The 18,035-nt window shown below is 72.0% G+C and carries 15 protein-coding genes; 4 read left to right on the top strand and 11 right to left on the bottom strand.

What is annotated here, in order from left to right; all coding sequences use genetic code 11:
• Nucleotides 1-209: 209 nt before the first annotated feature.
• The 6 genes from EDD93_RS03775 to EDD93_RS03745 form a co-directional block, all read right to left on the bottom strand.
• Nucleotides 210-617 (bottom strand): PIN domain-containing protein, encoded by a 408-nt coding sequence (locus EDD93_RS03775; protein WP_123523820.1) that lies wholly within the window; start codon nt 615-617, stop codon nt 210-212.
• The gene (locus tag EDD93_RS03770) at nt 614-889 is read right to left on the bottom strand and encodes a hypothetical protein (protein ID WP_123523819.1); all 276 of its coding nucleotides are present in this window, start codon (nt 887-889) and stop codon (nt 614-616) included. The genes EDD93_RS03775 and EDD93_RS03770 overlap by 4 nt, the downstream gene beginning before the upstream one ends.
• A 341-nt stretch (nt 890-1,230) precedes the next feature.
• A complete protein-coding gene (locus tag EDD93_RS03765; protein ID WP_123523818.1) occupies nt 1,231-4,929 on the bottom strand; it encodes a DEAD/DEAH box helicase in 3,699 nt (1,232 codons plus the stop codon).
• A 40-nt stretch (nt 4,930-4,969) separates the two neighbouring features.
• Nucleotides 4,970-5,878, bottom strand: coding sequence for an effector-associated domain EAD1-containing protein (locus EDD93_RS03760; RefSeq protein WP_123523817.1), 909 nt, complete (start codon nt 5,876-5,878; stop codon nt 4,970-4,972).
• Nucleotides 5,875-6,579 (bottom strand): hypothetical protein, encoded by a 705-nt coding sequence (locus EDD93_RS03755; protein ID WP_148083835.1) that lies wholly within the window; start codon nt 6,577-6,579, stop codon nt 5,875-5,877. Before EDD93_RS03755 ends, EDD93_RS03760 begins: the two co-directional genes overlap by 4 nt.
• 269 nt (nt 6,580-6,848) lie before the next feature.
• Entirely contained in the window at nt 6,849-7,739 is an 891-nt protein-coding gene (locus EDD93_RS03745; RefSeq protein ID WP_123523814.1) for a LysR family transcriptional regulator, read from the bottom strand.
• Between the two features lie 135 nt (nt 7,740-7,874).
• Between EDD93_RS03745 and EDD93_RS03740 the strand changes: the two genes are divergently transcribed.
• Nucleotides 7,875-8,408: a nuclear transport factor 2 family protein gene (locus EDD93_RS03740; RefSeq protein WP_123523813.1), complete on the top strand. Its 534-nt coding sequence runs from the start codon at nt 7,875-7,877 to the stop codon at nt 8,406-8,408.
• Nucleotides 8,409-8,542: 134 nt separating this feature from the next.
• A complete protein-coding gene (locus EDD93_RS03735) occupies nt 8,543-8,926 on the top strand; it encodes a DoxX family protein (RefSeq protein ID WP_123523812.1) in 384 nt (127 codons plus the stop codon).
• A gap of 48 nt (nt 8,927-8,974) precedes the next feature.
• Here EDD93_RS03735 and EDD93_RS03730 read toward each other — a convergent pair whose 3' ends face one another.
• The 4 genes from EDD93_RS03730 to EDD93_RS03715 all read right to left on the bottom strand — a co-directional run bounded on the left by EDD93_RS03730 (nt 8,975) and on the right by EDD93_RS03715 (nt 14,914).
• Complete coding sequence (locus EDD93_RS03730; protein WP_123523811.1) at nt 8,975-9,472, bottom strand: hypothetical protein; 498 nt, start codon at nt 9,470-9,472, stop codon at nt 8,975-8,977.
• A 1-nt stretch (nt 9,473) separates the two neighbouring features.
• Nucleotides 9,474-12,872, bottom strand: a complete 3,399-nt coding sequence (locus EDD93_RS03725; protein ID WP_123523810.1) for a CHAT domain-containing protein — start codon at nt 12,870-12,872, stop codon at nt 9,474-9,476.
• Nucleotides 12,869-13,849, bottom strand: a complete 981-nt coding sequence (locus EDD93_RS03720; protein WP_148083834.1) for a hypothetical protein — start codon at nt 13,847-13,849, stop codon at nt 12,869-12,871. Before EDD93_RS03720 ends, EDD93_RS03725 begins: the two co-directional genes overlap by 4 nt.
• 186 nt (nt 13,850-14,035) lie before the next feature.
• Nucleotides 14,036-14,914: a helix-turn-helix transcriptional regulator gene (locus tag EDD93_RS03715; protein WP_123523808.1), complete on the bottom strand. Its 879-nt coding sequence runs from the start codon at nt 14,912-14,914 to the stop codon at nt 14,036-14,038.
• A gap of 127 nt (nt 14,915-15,041) precedes the next feature.
• On the opposite strand from EDD93_RS03715, the gene EDD93_RS03710 reads away from it, so the two are divergent.
• Both EDD93_RS03710 and EDD93_RS03705 read left to right on the top strand, forming a co-directional pair.
• The gene (locus EDD93_RS03710) at nt 15,042-16,037 is read left to right on the top strand and encodes an aldo/keto reductase (protein WP_123523807.1); all 996 of its coding nucleotides are present in this window, start codon (nt 15,042-15,044) and stop codon (nt 16,035-16,037) included.
• Between the two features lie 182 nt (nt 16,038-16,219).
• The gene (locus tag EDD93_RS03705; RefSeq protein WP_123523806.1) at nt 16,220-17,035 is read left to right on the top strand and encodes an SDR family oxidoreductase; all 816 of its coding nucleotides are present in this window, start codon (nt 16,220-16,222) and stop codon (nt 17,033-17,035) included.
• Between the two features lie 96 nt (nt 17,036-17,131).
• Here EDD93_RS03705 and EDD93_RS03700 read toward each other — a convergent pair whose 3' ends face one another.
• The gene (locus EDD93_RS03700; protein WP_123523805.1) at nt 17,132-18,028 is read right to left on the bottom strand and encodes a LysR family transcriptional regulator; all 897 of its coding nucleotides are present in this window, start codon (nt 18,026-18,028) and stop codon (nt 17,132-17,134) included.
• Nucleotides 18,029-18,035: the final 7 nt, after the last annotated feature.

Here is an 18,035-nt window from a genome sequence, read left to right as displayed (position 1 = left end):
GGTCCACGGTCCCCATTGCCAGAGGACTGCACCGTCGGGCAACTCGTGTACGCCGCCACTGCTCATCCGCTATCTCTCGCGCAGCCGACCATGGAACCGCTCACTCAGCTTTGACCCTCCCGGGCCCTTCACAATGACCCCACGGGGTTCGTTAAGCCCAGCCGCGGGGTCGGCGAGACAGCGCGATTCGGGCTGAGTGAACGCCAAGGTCAGACATCCTTGATCTGTACTCCGTCGCCGCATAGTTTCGACCAGTCGTCGCGGTCCGAGGCCATTACGAGGACGGGTGCCGGGGAGCGGAGCGCCATCGCGGCTACGAGGGCGTCGATGGCGTACTTGTGGCCGTGCAGGCCGCCGGCGTCGCTCAGGAGCTGCACCGCAGTGAGACTGTCCGCCTGGGTGACGTCTTGGACTTGAAGGCGGGAGAGCACCCAGCGCAGCCGGGCGGTATCTGTCTTCCCGTAGACGGCCTCCACCACGGTCAGGGCCGATACGAGGACGGGCACGCCCACGCGCCGAGCGGCCTCGATCCGGGTGATCATCTGGCGGTCGTTGCGCAGTAGCAGCGACAGCGCCTGGGAGTCGAGCACCAGGGACCTGGCCGCGGACTCCTTCATGCGGCGCTGTCGTTCGACGCGTAGGGCGCCGGTGCATCGCCGAACAGTTCGCTTTGCGCGGCCTGGACTTCGGCGTCGCTCAGTGGCTCGTACTCGGCTTCGTAGGCAGCCACGATCTCGGCGAGGCCGTCCATGGCGAGCTGATGCCGGACCGCCGCCGTCACGTACGCGGACACGCCGCGCTTACCGGTACGGGTGCGCAGAGCACCCAGGAGTTCGGAGGGCATCGACACGGAGAGGTTCTCCGTGCCGCCGGGGCGGGGTGACTTCATGGCCGCAAGTCTAGTACAGAAACTATTACAGCGTCTGGAGTGCTGTGCGGTCTGTATCCGGGGCGGCCTTGATGCGTAGTCTTGGTGCTTCCGGACCTTCTTGTACTTTGCAGTGAATCCCGTGCTGGGATGGTGCTGGGATGCGCCTGCATAACCGCAGGTCAGACCGGTTGTGATGGAGTTCCGCTTCAACGTGTGACGGCCGCTGCACCGTCGCCGCGGCACTGATCCGGCAGACACGCAGCTCACCAGGGGTCCGACTCGCCGGAGTCCGGACCCCTGGTACGGGTTCCGCCGGGTCTCCGGGGCCTCAGGGGTTCATGTCACGCCTCCGCGAGGTGTCACCAGTCCCTTCCGATCGACGACACCCTGATCTTCCGCAGCTCCTCGACCGCCTGGTCCGCCGAGAAGGCGTGCTGGAGGTCCTGTACGAGGTGGGCCAGCGTCTGGAGCAGGTACTCCATGGTCACGAACCGGGCCTGTGTGCCCTGCTCCTCCAGTACCCTCCGCGCGCCGGCGTCCGCACCCCGCACGATGACCCGGGCAGGCCGTCCGGCCACGGCCTTGGCGCCCTCGGCCGTGAGCGAGAACTGTTTGGGCACCATGATCTCGACGGTGGCCCCGGTGCCGGGGGCGGTCCAGACGGACACGGCGAACGCGCCCTCCATCGCCGGCTCCGTGACGTGCAGGCCCATGTCCCGCATGGTCTCGCAGAGTCGGTCCAGGTACTCCTTGGCCGTTTCCGCGTTGTCGAGGTCGCCCGAGAGTTCGGCGAACGTCTCGCCCTCGGTGCCCGGAATGGTCTCCCCGGCCACCTCGCCCTCGATTCGTTCGAGCTGTTTGCGCTCGTCCTCCATCCGGCTCTCGATGGTCTTCCGGATGGTCTCGCGTTCCTGCTCGTCGAGCACCGCCTTGATGACGTCGGCGTTCACGAGGTCGGACAGGTGGTTCAGCTCCTTGTCACCGGCCAGCTTGGCGAGGCGCTCGCGGTGCAGCGACGGGATGCGCATCCTCGATACGCGCGCGAGCCAGGTCGGCAGCCCCGACTCGACGCGCTGCGCCAGTGCGTGCATGCGGAAGGAGTGGTCGTATCCGTCCTCGCCCACGCAGAGTTCGGCCGTGGCGCGCAGGTATCCCGCGACCTGTTCGCAGAGCTGCTCGACGTCCGCGTAGTACAGCTTGACCGAGGGCGCCCGCCGTTTGCCCCGGTCGGGCTGCTCGGACGACTGGACCACGCCGCCTATCCGCTTGGCCATCTCGTCGTACGGAGTCCCGTTCAGCCACTCCCACGCGACGACCGCCCGCAGGAGCGCGTTGGCGTCCTCTATCGTCAGGTCGTCCTCGTCGACTGCCAGGAGCCGGCGCAGGTCGTCGGAGATCTGCTGGTTGTTCTCGCTGAGCAGCCGGTCCGGTACGGCCGGTCCCTTGGTGGCGATGTAGCGCAGGGAGTAGTGGCGCCGGGTCGGTGCTTCGGCGGAGTCGCCCGGCAGGCAGTGCGCGCACAGGAGGGTGAGCACGGCTCCCTTGAGCGAAGGCATGTGGTGGCTCGTGGGCGGGCCGGGCAACGCGACCCAGGCGGTGACCCGCTGTACGGACCGGGCCTTGAACGCGTGCCACAGCAGGTCGAGGTGGCCCTTGTTCTCGAGCGCGAGCTGCGCCATGTGCTGCAGTTCCGCCGCGTCGTCCAGCTCCAGGCCCGACTGGCCGAGTGCCTGTCCGAGCGGGGACAGGGACAGCACCTCCTCACCGCCCCGGTACCCCTCGCCCTCGCTGAACACGATCAGGTTCCGTGCGTCGAGTTCCCGCAGGACGTCCTCGGCTTCGGGGATGTCCGGGGAGTCGGGCTCGTAGGAGATGAGGAGTCCGCCGAGGATCTCCGTCACCCGCTGGAGCCACTGCCGCCGGGTGAGCCCGCTGCGGCCCTGGCAGAGCGCCTGGAGGACCAGACCGCTGATCTGGAGCGTGTCGCGGAATTGCGAACGGACCCTGAGCGAGCGTTCAGAGTTGTTGACGAAGGTTCCGTACACGCCCTCCTCGGTCGAGAGCGTCTTGACCTGTTGCGGGGTCAGGCCTTCGATCTCCTGGAGGTCCTTCGGGGACGGGACGAGGATGTAGAACTTCCCGAGCTGGTCGGTCACCGTCCTTTCGAGCCGCCGCCCCGCGCGCCCGCCCTTGTTGTCCAGGTCGGCCGCCGGCAGGAGGCGCCGTACCCGGTTGGTTCCCTCACCGCCCCAGCCGGACACGCTCGTCGCGATGACGACGTCGGCGGGCAGGTTGAGTCCCACGGCCAGGGTGTCCGTGGCGACGATCACCCGCAGCAGCCCGTCGGGCTCCCTGAACTCGTCCTCCACCTGGCGCCGCAGGGTGGGCGCCAGGGCGGCCGTGTGAAAGGCGACGCCGTGCCGCAGACCCCGCATGACCAGGTCGTACAGGGGCAGATCCGAGTTCTTCAGCCTCTCGTACAGACGGCCCGCGGCGTCCCTGGCCCGCGACTCGGGCCCGTTGTAGCGGCCGCCCTGCCAGGGAGAGCCGCGTCTGCCGGCCGGTTTCTGGCCGGTGGTGTCCTGCAGCAGGTCCTGAATGGCCAGCGCGAGGTTCTGGGCGATGGTGCGGCCGGGGACGAAGACGATGATCCGCTTGTCCGGATCCTTGATCAGGGTCTGGACGACCAGGGCGGCCGCGAGCGGCGCGGTGGAGAGCCTGCTTCCGGGAAGTCCCTCGAAGCGCAGGGAGAGTGCCTTGGCGTGTTTGTCGCGGATGCCGCCGAGCTCGTGTTCCTCCTCGTAGCGGGGCGGTGGTGTCTGGTCGACGCCGGGCATGCTCAGCAGGTGGGCCTTCTCCTGCACCAGCCAGCGTCGTGGACCCACCACGTAGGTGTCGAGCGGCACCGGTCGCACGTTCGTGAAGTGCTTCCGAAGCAGCCGGTCGTGTCCCAGCCAGCGCTCCAGCGTCTCGCCCGCCGCCGGTGAGAGCGCGGCGGACAGCCCCAGGAGAGCGGGCTGCTGGTCCCGGGGGAGCATCTTCACCAGGGTGAGCAGGGCCTCCAGCTTGGCGGCCCGCTCGCTCCGCTCCGCCAGCATCTGGAGTTCGTCGACGACGAGGAGGGCGCTGCGGCGCAGCGGGGACATCCGGTGTACCAGGTACACCCCGAGCTTCTCGTAGATGGCCAGCGCGACGTCGTACGAGCCCGCGCCGACCGGCCGGTCGTTCTCCGGGTAGTCCCGCGAGGCCGGATAGATCCGCAGGCCCGTCATGTCCGGGCCGCTGCCCTGGAGCACCTGCCACTCGGAGTGCTCCTGGGTCACCAGGGCCTTGATCGGTAGCAGCATCATCGAGGTGCTGCCCGAACTCACAGCCATCGTCATGCCGAACCGGGCCAGGGTGGTCTTGCCGCTGTTGGTCACGGCATAGATGAGTCCCACCCCCCGCTGGTCGATGATCTCCCGGCAGAGGACGAGTAACTTCTTCTGGAAGTCGGACAGTTCGGCCCAGGATCCGAGTCTTCCCTCCCAGCTCTCCAGCAGTGCGTTCCGCAGGTCCGGGCGGTCGCCGACCGGGAGCAGCTCGCCGTAGCCGCGGATGGTGGGCCCCATGGAGCCGATCGCCGACTCGGGGGCCTCGCGCGGGGGGCCGGCGAGCGGCGGCGCACCGGTGACGGGTTCCCCGAGGCCGCCCACGGTGACGGGTTCCCCCACGCCACCCAACCTGGTGAAGATCGCCTGGTGGCTGGCCGTCTGGTCCTCGTTGGCCAGCCGGGCGAGATCCTGCCAGCTCAGGGACGCGGCCCCCGATTCGGCCCGTTCCCGGACGTGTTCCCAGAAGTCGGCCTGGCTGGACGCGGACGGCGGGAGCTCTTTGGCCGGGAAGCGCAGGTCGCGCAGAAACCTCTGCCTCGCACCGGGTTCCACATATGCGGCGCTCAGCCCCGACCGGAGTTCGTCCCAGTCGCTCTGTGAGATGTCCCAGCCGGCCGGGCCCGTCACCGCCTCGTCGAATACGTTGTCGGACGTGGGCGGCTCGGACGGCACATCGAGTGGCATGGCGACTCCTAGCGAGACGTGGAACATTGGTGCGGGCGGTTCACGCCGTGCCGGGCAGGACTAAGAGCTGGGTCTGGACGCTGCGGCACATCGCGGCCTGGTTGACGGTGTCCTGGGCCGCGAAATGGGCCGCGGCCCCGATGGCCGGTGCGTTGGGCGGGCCGGGGGAGTCCGCGAGTTCGCGGTAGAAGGCGGCGGCGAAGAGGACGGAGCACTCCGCGTCCAGCCTTCCGCGGTGGGCGATGACGACCTCCGCGTACGGCCTGAAGCGCTCCGCCACCTCCTGGCCCTCGCAGGAACGCAGGACCAGCGCCCGCAGCCGGTGACCGCGGTGCTCGGCCGCGAGCTTCAGAGTGTTGACGAGATCGTCCGCCGCCAGGTGGTGTGCCTCGCCGCCGGCGTCCTCGAGGATCAGCTCCTCGCGCGTACCGTGGCAGGCGAGGTGCAGCACATGGGGGAGGATCGAACGGATCTCCCCCAGATCGGCGGCGCCGGCGGCCGGGAAGAGCCGCATGTCCAGGCGCCCGCCGGTCTCTCTGGCGGCCGCCCGCAGTTCGGCGCCGGCCCTGGTGGCGCCGTATCGGGCGGGCTCGGCGCCCAGGAGCATCACGCGCAGGCGCTCGTCCGGCGTTGCCACCGCGCCCGCGCCCGCCATCGCCGGCCCCGGCCCGTCCTGCTCCCCGGCGGCGAACACGGGGTGGAAGGGGTGCTCGGCGTGGGCTCTGGACAGGATGCGGGTCCGCCCGTCAGCCATCACGCCGCCCTCCAGCTCCGAGGAGACCTGGCTCCAGAACTCGCCCATGGTGTTCGCACCGGCCGGGATCGCCGGAGCCGGGAATCCGGCGGAGCGCAGCATCAGCCGGGCGCGCCCCGCCGAGTGGTAGACCTCCGCCAGCGCCCGCACCTCCTGCTGGTTCAGTGGGGCTCTGTCCGTGTCCGCGGGCGTCACAGGAACGCCTTCAGCCGCAGCGGGTCGGGCAGTTCCCGGCTGAACCGTCGCAACAGCGGCTTCTCGACACCGGCGGTCACCGTGCATCTCAGTTCCGTGTCGGTGCCCGCTCCGCAGCGCACGACGAGGCTGAGCGGATAGGTGCCGGTCAGCTGGGTCGCCATGGTCGGCCTGAAGTCCCAGGCCGGGGTCGGTCCGCCGAGGTCGAGTGCCTGAACGAGTGGCTGATTGGTGGTGTAGCCGACCGTCCGCGTCAGCTCGCCGAGGGAGGCGTCCGCGCCGAGCAGAGCGAGCTGTGGGCCGAGGCGCCGCACCCGCTCGATCTGGACGGGGTCCGTCAGCCGGATCGGGTCCATGGAGTGGGCGACGGGCTTCGGGCCCCAGTCGGAGGTGAGGTGGAGGGCCACGTTGGCGAACTTCAGCCGGGCACCGCCCGCCTGGGGGACGAAGGTGAGGGAGAGCCGCACCAGGTGGTGCTCGTAGAGGGCGGCCTGTTCCTCGGCGTACCGGGCGAGCTCGGGGTCTGCGGAGAGTTCGTCGGGGGTCAGCCGGACGGAGTGCGGTCCGCCGAGCCGGAGGCGGCCGGCGAGGGCCTCGGGCTCCTCGCCCCCCGTGGGTCCTTGTCCTGTTCCTCGCGCGGGGTCATCGGCGCTCAGGACTATGTCGTACGTCGTTAACCGAGGATCAGTGAGCTCGATCACCAGCCACCCTTTCAGGGACGGAGGAGGCCGGGATGGACCGCGTAGCCGTGGCGCCGGACAGCGTGCAGGCGCAGACGGCTCTTCCGAGATGTCCCCGCGTGTCCCCCAGGTGCGCAAAAGGTTACCCATAGTGGGTCGTTGGGGGGTAGAACTTTGCAACTCACAGATGTCCGGCCGATCGGACGCCGGTGCCGGGCCACCGGCCGGGGGGGGGTGTCGGACGGGCGGCCCGGCCGCGGGGAGGCTTCACCGCGTCGGCGTTCCGCCTCCTACAGCGCGGTCGGGCCGAGGGCGGCCGCTGTCCGGGCCAGGGCGTGGAGGGCCGGGTTGTCGGTGCCGGTGCGCCAGGTGAGCGCCCATTCGAGGGCGGGGGCGTCGTGGAGGGGGAGGAAGGCGATGCCGGGGGGATTGTTGTAGCGGGCGGCGATCTCGCCCAGGACGTGGACGCAGTGCCCGGCGGCGACCAGGGAGAGGATCTCGTGGAAGGTCCGTGCGGCCGGGCCCCGGGGGATGCGGCGGCCGAGCGGGGTTCGGTGGGGGACCATGGCGGCGACCCAGTACTCGGGGGGCTCGGGGCCCAGGTCGACGACCTGGTTGTCGGCGAGGTCCTCCAGGGACGCGGCACCGCGCGCGACGAGCGGGTGGTCCGCGGACACGGCCAGCACACGGCCTCCGGTGAGCACGGTGGGGCCGACGGTGAGGTCCGGTTCGGCGACGGGCAGCCACAGCACGTGCGCGTCGTGCTTCCCGTCGCGCAGGGCGGTGAACGCGTCGTTGCCGTTGATCTCGCCGAACTGGATGTCGCAGCCGGGGTGGCGTACGCGGAACGCCTCGACGAGGGGCCGCAGTTCGTGTCCGGCGTGGCCGAAGACGCCCAGGCGCAGGGTCCGGCCCGCGCCGAGGCCCGCAGCCTGGGCGCGGGCGAGTCCCGCGTGGAGGAGATCGACGGCCTGCTGGAGGTCTTCGCGCAGCCGCCGGCCGACCGGGGTCAGAGCAACACGCCGGCTGGTGCGGTCGAACAGGGTCACGCCCAGGCGCCGTTCCTGTTTGCCGATGGCCTGGCTGACGCGGGCCTGGGAAACGTGGAGCCGTTCCGCCGTGCGGCCGAAGTGCAGCTCCTCGGCCAGCGTCAGGAAGATGTCGATGTCCCGAAGCTCCATGCATAACCCCCGTGTTATGGACCGCCCCACGGGCTCGTCCTTGTTCCGCCTCTGACCTGCGTCGATGCTGGACACATCATCCACAGGACAGGCGACCGGAGCCTGGCCGGCGCATCGATGAGGCAGGGAGTCCCGATGAGCAGTCTGCAGGCCGTCGCCGATCGAGTCGAGATCGAGGCGCTGTGCGCCGAGGTCACCGATGCGGTGATGGTGCGCGAGTTCGACCGCTTCGCCTCGCTGTTCACGTCCGACGGTGCCATGCGGTGGCCGCACATCGGTAGGGAGTTCGTCGGCCGCGAGGAGATCCGCGAGGCGATCGAGTGGGGCCAGGGGCTGTGGGAGTTCTTCGTGCAGAACGTCCACCCCGGTGCCCTCCGGATCGACGGCGACACCGCGCGGGGACGCGTGTACATCCATGAGTTCGGGCGGATGCGTGACGGCAGCTCGCACGCCAACTGGGCGCTGTACCACGACCGTTACCGGCGTACCCCCGACGGCTGGAAGTTCAGCGAACGCGTCTACGAGGTCAGGTACGTCGACGCCACGCCGCTCACCGGAGCGCCGCCTCCGCACCACGAGCCCGTGCACCACGAGCCCGTGCACCACGAGCCCGTGCACCACGAGCCCGTGCACCACGAGCCCGCGCGCCCCGAGCCCAGGCAGCTCTGACGATCACCGGCGCTTCGATGCCGATGCCGACGTTGGCGTCGATGCCGACGTCGGTGTCGACCTTCGTCGGCCGGCACTCGCTTCACTTCACCCACTTCCCGCAGGGCCATCACACAGGACACAGGAGTCCACCCATGAACCTCGCCCTATGGATCGCCACCGCACTACTGGCCGCGGTCGCCCTCGCCGGCGGCATCAGCAAGACCTTCGTTCCCAGGGCCAGGCTGGCCGCACAGCACGGCGGGGAATGGACACGGGATGTCGGCGCGGGTTACATCAAGGCCCTCGGCATCCTCGAACTGCTCGCGGCGGCGGGCCTGATACTGCCCGCCGCGCTCGACATGGCACCGGTGATGGTGCCGGTGACGGCCAGCTGCTGGGTCGTCCTCATGATCGGCGCGATGATCACCCACGGGCGCTTCGGCCAGCCCAGGCTGGTGCTGCTGAACTCCGTCTATCTCGCCCTGGCCGTCCTCACGGCCTGGGGCCGCTTCGGGCCCTGGTCCTTCGGCGGCTGAGGGCGGGGGACGGCTGCCGACGCCGGGTACGAGGCCGGGTCTCTCCCGTCACTGCTCGCGGTTCATCAAGCTGAGCACGGCGCGGACGAGGGCGGTGAGGGTGCCGTCGGTGAGGGGCTTCTTCTCCAGGCGGAACTCGACGGTGTTGTGCCCGTTGTCGCGCTTGAAGCGGAAGTTGACGTGAAGGCGGAGGAAGGTGAGGACGCCGGTGAGGACGGTGAGGTCCGAGACGATGTCCTCGCCGCCCATCTGGTCGTCCTGCGGCGGGTCGGCCAGGATCTCCGCGACCAGATTCCGCGCGCCCTCCTCGCGCGCCAGGGCGGCCAGCACGCGACGGGCGGCGGCCGGGGGGTCGTCCGCCCTGGACGGCGCGGTCCCGGCGCCGGCCTGCGTGAAGAGTTCCTGGAGGACCTGCATGGCCTCCGCCGCGTTCGCCACACCCGTGGGGAAGGTGCGGCCCAGCTCGTACGCCGCCTCCTCCAGCGCGAGCAGCGCGGTCCGGTCGGGGAGGGCCGCGGCCCGCTCGGCGTGGACGTCCACGGTCATTTCAACTCCAGTCCCCGAGCGGGACGAACGCCGCCCAGTGGTAGGGGTGGGACAGGTAGGCGTGGTCGGCATCGGCGAGCATGCGGCGCTGGGCGTCCCACAGGGCGCGCCACATCGGGCGTCCGCGCATCACCGCACCGGTCACCTCGTCGAGCAGGGCCGCCGAGCTGGTGCGGTCGACCTGCCAGACGGGGGCGAGGACCGTGCGGGTGCCGCCGCGCAGCAGGGCGCGGGGGAGGCCCGTGAAGTCCTCACCGGGGTGGTCCGGCTCGTGCCAGCCGACCGAGCAGGCGCGCAGCACCACGCGGGACGGGGTGCGTGACTCGGCCAGGTCGCGGGCCCGCAGGGAGGTCCGCCTGGCCCGCTGCGAGGCGGGATCGGCGCGCCGGCTGGGGCGGTCGGTGCCGTCGGAGAGCAGCAGGGCGCTGTTCTCCGGGTCGCTGTGGTCCTGGTGGCCGTGGCAGGCGATGTACGCGAGGTCGGCCTGCTCGATGCCGGCCAGGACCTCCTCCGGGGTGGCCTCCGGTCCGGTGAGTGAGGACAGCCGCCAGCCGTGGCCGGCCGGGAGCGCTTCGGCCTCGAAGCCGCTGCCGCCGTTCTGCAGGTCCTCCTCCGCCGCGACCCGCACGCACAGCGCATTCCCCGAGCCGGCCGGCCTCGCGGCACGCAGAGCGGTCAGGCCCGAGATGCTCGGGGTGTACACCAGGGCCGCCTGCTCCACGCAGTAGCGGCCGTCCGGCAGCCGCAGCGCACCGAGCGGCAGCACCGACAGCGGCCCGTGCGGCGCCACGCACAGGAGCCCGCGGTCCGCCAGCAGCTCCTGGAACGGCAGCAGCAGCTCCGCCAGCCCCTCCAGCGGCAGCGGGACCGGCCGCCTCGGCTTGATCGGGGGGACGGCGGGGAACGCGGAGCGGTCGCCGTCGACCGTGAGGCGGATCCGCTCCGCGGCCGCGTGCAGCTGCGCGCGCCCCACCGGGATGCGGTGCCACCGCATCGCGTACTCGCCCGAGGCGAGCACGAAGCAGAAGGTCTCGGACTCGCCGGTGAAGTACGAGGCCAGCACCATGCCCTCCGCCGGTGCCGCCTGGTCCAGCAGCCCCGACGCCTCCTCGAAACAGGCGGGTTGCGCCCTGCGCAGCCGTACGTACTCCGGGGCGAACGGCTCCAGCGCCTCGTACAGCGGTGCGAGCGCCCGCACGCACTCGCGCCACGACCAGGCCCGGTCCGGGCGGTCCCCGCCCGCCAGCTGCCGCTGGGCGTGGAGCAGCCGCTGTTCCGCATCCCACAGCCGCTGCGGTACGTGCGACGGCTTGGCCAGCGGCATCCGTACCAGGTCCTCGGCCAGTCCCCGGGCCTTCGCCTCCTCGTGCAGGTCGAAGGCCAGCACGCCCGGCGGGCGGCCGTCGGGCAGCGGCAGGTTCTCGCCGTGCTCGAACAGCAGGGAAAGCAGCGCCTCGTACAGCGGGAGCACCTGGCCGGCGGCCTGGTCGGCGTCCTGCAGCAGCGGATGCGAGTCCCTGGCGCGCAGCCGCAGGCCGCGGTGGTGCCACAGCACCTCGAAGGCCCGCCGGTGTCCGCCCCGCACCCGCTCCAGCAGCCGGGCCAGACCCAGCGGCAGCGCAGGGTCGGGGAGCCGGCCCTGTGCGTCGTGGAAGGCGAGGACCTCCTCCAGCAGCCGCGCCCCCTCCAGCGGCCCGTGCGCCTCGGCGACCGCCTCGCACACCGGCACCGCCAGGTCCTGCAACGTACGGGGCACCTTCCGTTCCGCCGCCCGGCGCAGCCCCGCCGCGAGCCGGTCCGCCATCCGCGCGCGCCGCTCCGGGTCGCGCTCGACGACGCACAGCCGTTGCAGGGCCAGCAGACGCGTGTCCGGCAAGTCGTTGGACCCCTCGGGGAAGAGGCGCAGCATGCGTTCGCGCAGCTTGCCGAGGGCGAAGCCGACCGGATCGGTGGGCCCGCCCAGGGGCAGCAGCCGCGACAGCAGCGTGCGTTCGCGAAGCCGTTCGGGAAGGTGTGCCGGCTGCTGGGCGTCCTCGGTGTCCCCGGCGACGTACAGGGCGTAGCGGTAGCACTCGGCCGCGCCCGCGTCGTGGCCCTCGGACAGGTCCAGGTCGCCCATCGTGACGAACAGCTCGCCGAAGCACGGGTAGGTGGAGCCCGCCGCGTCGAAGACGCCCTTCATCAGCTGCTCCTCCAGCGAGTGCAGGTCGCGGGGGAGTCGCGGATCGGTGCCGGAGAACAGCAGCCCGGCCATGGTGCAGCGCAGGGACACCAGGTTGAGGTATCCCGCGCCCTGCTGTTCGGCGCGCTCCAGCTCGGAGTTGAGGAGTTCGTACGCCTCCCGCTGGCGGTGGGTGCGTCGCAGGCAGGAGACCAGTGCGTACAGGGTCGCGGCGCGCGGCGCGGCCCGCGTCGACATCTCGGGCAGCTCCAGCAGCGCGCGGTAGGCATCGGCGGCCGCTCCCAGCGCGCCGAGCGCCTCCGCCACCCGGGCCCGGCAGCTGAGGAGATCCCAGCGCGAGGGCAGGTACGCCGCGTCCGAGTCGTTCTCCGGACGTGCCGCCAGCGCCTCCGCGCGCTCCAGCGGGAGCACGGCCTCCCGGTAGCGGTGCAGCGAGGTGAGGGTGTCCGCGAGCTGGAAGCGCACCGCCGCCTCCTCCACGGCGGAGACGCTCTCCCTGTCGACGGCTGCGGCCGCCTGCAGCAGCACCTCGGCCCGGTGCGGCAGATCGTCCATCGCGCGGTAGACCGAGGCCAGCTGCAGGTGGGTGTTCACCAGCGAGTGCGCGTCGCCCACCGCGTGCTGCAGCGACAGCGCGCGGGCCGCGTGGTAGAGCGCTCTGCGGTGCCGTCCCTGGCGCAGCAGGTGGTTCGCCCAGTCGGCGCGGGCCGTGACCTGGCTCGGGCCGTCCTCGGCGAGCAGGCCCAGCGCGGCGATCGCGTGGGCGTTACGGGTCCGGTCGGCGCGCCACTCCGCCAGCAGCCGCACCGCGGCCCGCACCGGTTCCGGCGGGAACAGCGCCTGGTGCCCGGCCAGCACCCGGTAGGCGCCCAGCACGTCCCCGGCCGCGCAGGCGCGGCGCAGCAGCCGCGGGAATCCCCCGCCGGAACCGGAACCGGAACCGGAACCGGGGCGGGAGCGGCGCGGCTGCCCGGTGGACGCGGGCGTCTGTGCGCCCAGGTCCTCGCAGCGCTCGGCGAGGAACAGTGCCAGTTCGGCGAGCGGGCCCCGGCCCTGGGAGCCGATCGTCCCGGCATGCTCCCGCAGGAACGCCCCGGCCTCGCCGTGCCGGCCGGGCGGCATCTCCGCCAACTGGTCGAGCACCTCGTCGTACGTGGGCGCCGACAGGGTGCGCATCGCGATCTGCAGAGGCCACGACTCCCGGTCCTCATCCGTCATGGTGCTCCCCGTTCCGCGCCGTGCCCGCCGAGTCGCGCCAAGGCCTCCCGATACGGTTCGGGGTGCTCGGAGGCGCGGGCGCGCAGCCGTAGTTGCTCCAGCGGCTCGCGCAGGCTCTGCTGTCCGCGCTCCACCTCCGTACCCAGCAGCAGGGCCTCGTACTGGGCCTCCTGCTCGCGCAGCCTCCGCTCCAGGAGGGTCGGCCGGTGCAGGCGTGCCAGCACCATCGAGTGGGGCGCGGTCCGCCGCAGGCGCGCCAGCACCTCGTCCCGCTCGCGCGCGGGACCGGCCGCGATGCGGATCCGTGCCAGCTGCTCCAACGTCGTGCCGACCAAAGGCAGTTCGTCCTGCCCCAGCAGCGCTGCCGCCCGGTCGAAGGGGCCGAGCGCGTCCTGGGCCTCCCCGAGGGAGATCAGTGCCGCAGTGTGCAGCAACAGCCGGTCCGTGCCGAGCGGCTCCTGGCCGGTCCGTCCCCGGATCTCCTCGTCCGCCGCCGTACGCAGTTCGAGGAAGCGCAGCTCGTCGACGCGTTGCCGGCGCAGGTCGCGCACCGCGATCATCCGGTTGTGGGCCTCGGTGGACCGCCTCGAATCCAGCGGGTAGGGCGACGCGTTGGGGCCGACCGTCTCGAATCCGGATACCACGTGCGCCAGTAGCCACATGGCCATGTCCAGCCGCTCCACGGCCGCGTAGGCGCAGGCCGCGTCCACCCACGCGCCGCGCCGGCGGGGATCCGAACCGAGCGCCCCGAGCAGCCACGCGGCCGCCCCGAAGACGTGTCCGGCCCGGAGCATCGCGATCCCCAGCAGGTGCTCGTGCACCGGACCGCGCCGCACGGCCTCCATGAACGGGTCCAGCGCGCGCATCCGATCGCGAAGTGGAGCCTGCGGCTCAGGCAGCTGCGTGACCCACTTGCGCGGGAGGTCCTCCGCGTCGAAGGGTGCTTCCCACCCCAGCACCGCCGCCGCCTCGCGCACGTCCGCCACCCCCGTAAGGCCCGCCCGCCATCCTCCCCTGCCTGTCGGGCGCGAGCAAGTAATCAAGGAATGCAGGGGTGTTGAAGGCCGTGTACCGGCCGCGGAGCCGTACACGGTTGCGGATGCGGGCCGGGATGCGCACGCGCGTACGGCTCCGATCGGGCGGCCGGTCACCGGTCCGGCAGGTCAGCCGGAGGGCGGGTCGGTGCGCTCGGAGTGCTCGCTGCCCCCGGTGGGGAACGACTGGGTGCCGAGTACCCGCAGCAGGTCCAGCCGCTCGCGGGTCTCAGGGTCCGCCGGGGTGAGGACCAGCAGCTGCTGGCGCTGGTCCGGAGTGAGCAGGGTCTCGCAGTCCATGAGCATCGGCCCCACCCGGGGATGCAGGATGATCTTGCGGTCGGCGCGCCGGACCGCCACCTCGTGCTCGGCCCACAGCCGGCCGAAGTCCGCACTCGCGGCCCGCAGCCGATCGACCAGACCGGTGACCGTCGGGTCGCCGGAGCGGCGGCCGGCCGCGGCGCGCAGGTCCGCCACGAGCTGGCGCGCGTGATGCTCCTGCTCCATCACGGGGGCGCCGCTACGGGCGGCCGGGTCGGTGAACCAGCGGTAGACGGTGTAGCGGCGGTCACCGGTGAAATCGGCATGGTCGCCCGTGAGCAGGGCGGACGTCCGGTTCTGGGCGAGGATCTCGCCCAGGTCGGACAGGACCATGGCGGGGGTGTCACCGAGGAGATCGATCATGCGGATCAAGCCGGCGCGGGCCGGGCGGTCGGCCCCGTCGGCGGGCGGCGGCTGGTGGCCGGCCAGGCGGAACAGGTGGTCGCGCTCGTCATCGGACAGCCGCAGCGCTCGGGCCAGGGCGCCCAGCAGCTGGACCGAGGGCTGACTGCTGCGGCCCTGTTCCAGGCGCACGACGTAGTCCGTCGACATGCCCGCGAGCATGGCCACCTCCTCCCGGCGCAGGCCGCTGGTGCGGCGGCGTGGGCCGGCGGTGATGCCCGCCTCCGAGGGGCGGATCGCCTCGCGACGGCGGCGCAGGAAGTCGGCGAGCTGTTCACGTTGCATACCTCCATGGTCGCGCCCGGACGCCGGGCCATCCAGGGAGCGCCGCTCCCTGGATGAACGCTCCTCTCCCGCGTACGGCTGATCCCGCCCACAGTGGAGGCAAGGACCGACGACGAAGGAGAGCGCGATGCAGACGCGAACCCTGGGCCACAGCGGCCCGACCGTTTCCGCCCTGGGCCTGGGGGCCATGGGCATGTCCGGTGCGTACGGCGAGGCGGACCGCGCGGAGAGCATCGCCACGGTGCACGCCGCACTGGACGCCGGTGTCACGCTGATCGACACGGGCGACTTCTACGCCATGGGCCACAACGAACTGCTGCTCGCCGAGGCGCTGCGCGGCCGTGACCGGGACAGCTACCGGCTGAGCGTCAAATTCGGCATGCTGCGCGGGCCCGGCCCGGCGTTCGGCGGGCAGGACTGCCGCCCCGAGGCGGTCAAGAACTTCCTGGCCTACTCGCTGACCCGGCTGGGCGTCGACCACATCGACGTATACCGGCCGGCCCGGCTGGACCCGGAGGTCCCGATCGAGGAGACGGTGGGCGCGATCAAGGAGATGATCGACGCGGGCCACGTGCGCCACCTGGGCCTCTCGGAGGTCGACGCGGCGACGATCCGCCGGGCGCACGCCGTGCACCCGGTCGCCGACCTGCAGATTGAGTACTCGTTGATCTCCCGCGCGGTGGAGGCCGAGATCCTGCCCACGCTGCGGGAGCTGGGCATCGGGATGACCGCGTACGGCGTTCTGAGCCGGGGCCTGATCTCCGGGCACTGGTCGGCCGGCCACGCCGCAGGGCCCGGCGACGCGCGCGGGCACAGCCCCCGGTTCTCGGCGGCCAACGTGGACCACAACCTCGCCCTCGTCGAGGCGCTGCGCCGGGTGGCCGGGGCGAAGGGCTGCACCGTCGCCCAGCTGGCCATCGCGTGGGTGGCCGCACAGGGCGAGGACATCGTGCCCCTGGTCGGCGCGCGCACCCGTGAGCGGCTGGCCGAGGCGCTGCCCGCGCTCGACGTGCGCCTCACCGCCGACGACCTCGCCGGGATCGAGAAGGCGGTTCCCCTCGGCGCGGCCCGCGGAGACCGGTACCCGTCCGCCTTCATGTCGGGCCTCGGCGCGGGCAACTGAGACGCGGCATAGGAATTCCCTATAGCGTCCGCTGCCTTTTCGTCTTTGTCCCGCATTCCGTTCCGGTCGTACCGTGAAGCAGCTCCACGGGATACACGCCGAGAATTCTCCGGAATTCGCGCCCTGCGCACGGCGATCCGTCCCGTCGAGCGGACTCACCCACGATCGAGAGGGCCGGTGGCATGACCACAGTCGAGAATGGATCAGGGAACGGATCCGTGAAGGAATCCGGGAATGGACCGGGGACTCCGGAACTCGCGGGAAAGCGGGCTCTGGTCACGGGCGGTTCCCGCGGAATCGGGGCGGCCGTCGTGCGCCAGCTCCTGGACGCGGGCGCCGAGGTCCTGACGACCGCCAGGTCGGCGACGGGCACGGTGCCGGACGGCGCCCGGTTCGTGGCGGCCGACGTGCGGACCCGGGTCGGGGCGGAGGCGCTCGCCGCGACGGCGCAGGAGGTGCTCGGCGGCGTGGACATCCTGGTTCACAACGCGGGCGGCGCGAGGCCCCACGAAGGCGCTCTGGCCATCTCCGACGAGGAGTGGCAGGACGCGCTCGACCTGAACTACCTGGCGTCGGTACGGCTGGACGCGCTGCTGGTGCCGGGGATGCGGGAACGCGGTTCGGGGCGGATCGTGCACGTCTCCTCGGCGGCGGTCCTCGCCCCGGTCGGGCCGTTCCTGCACTACGTGGCGGCGAAGGCGGCGCTGGAGAAGTACAGCCAGGGCCTGGCGGTGGAGCTGGCCCCGTTCGGAATCCGGGTGAACGCCGTGTCGCCCGGCAGGACCGCCACGCCGGGCGGCGAAGCGACCCGCGAACAGTGGGCGGAGGTGTCCGCGCGCATGGGAGGGGCGCCCGGCCCGACCGACACCACGCCGCTGGGGCGCGACGGCCGGGCCGAGGACATCGCCGACGCGGTGCTGTTCCTGCTTTCCGACCGGGCGCAGTGGCTGACGGCGAGCAATCTGATCGTGGACGGCGGCGAATTCCCCAGGGGCTGAGCCCGGCGGTATTCCCGTTCCGCGATTATCGTTCCCTGGTTCCGCTTCCGGCCGATTCGGGAAATTCGGCGGAACCTGCCGCCTTTTCGCCGGCCTTCAGGGGGCCGGCGAAAAGGCGGCCGAATCGGACCAGGTCTCCTGACGCAGGAGGTCGAGCAGAGCCGTCTCCGCCGGACCCGCGCCTTGCCTGACCACGGCGATGACGGGCTGGGACACGGCCGGGAACACCGGGCGGACGAGGTGTTCGTGGCCGTGGGGCACCGTGGAGGCCGGGACGAGCGTCGGCCCCAGTCCCTGGGCGGCCCAGCGCACGGCCGTCGCCGTCTGCGACACACGGGCGGCCGTGACCGGGGGCAGGCCGTTCTCCCGCAGTACGTTCTGCAGCACGGCGTCGAGTGCGCTGTCGCGGTCGAACCGGACCCATGGCTCGCCCTCCAGCTCGCGCAGCTCGACCCGGTCCGCGGCGAGCTGCCGGTGCCCGGCGCCCAGCACCACGACGAACTCCTCCGCCCCGAGCAGGTGGGCGTCGGCGGGGCTCCGTTCGCACTCCGCCATCAGGGCCAGGTCCAGCACGCCCCGACGGCACAGCTGCTCCAGCTCGGCGGAGCTCGGCTCCTCGAAGACGGTGATCTCCAGGCGGGGGAAGCGGCGCCGCAGCGTGCCCAGCGCGCCGGGCAGCTGCCGCGTGCCGAAGCCCAGCTGCGCGGCGACCGTCAGCTCGCCGGCCAGCTCGTCGGCCCCGGCCCGCGCCGTCGCCCTCGCCCGCCGTGACGCGCTCACCGCGACCTCGGCCTCCCGCAGGAACGCGCGCCCGACCACGGTGGGCACGAGGCCGGTCGGCGTACGCGCGAACAGCTGCACGCCGAGTTCCCGCTCCAGGCCACGGATCTGCTGGGACACCGACGGCTGGGCGACGTGCAGCAGCTCCGCCGCCGCCGTCACCGAGCCCTCCTCGGCAACGGCCAGGGCGTACTCGTACTGGCGAAGGCTCATCGGCTGC

It is taken from the genome of Streptomyces sp. 840.1, assembly GCF_003751445.1.
Classification (GTDB): Bacteria; Actinomycetota; Actinomycetes; order Streptomycetales; family Streptomycetaceae; genus Streptomyces.
This window is presented reverse-complemented; position numbering and strand designations above follow the sequence as displayed.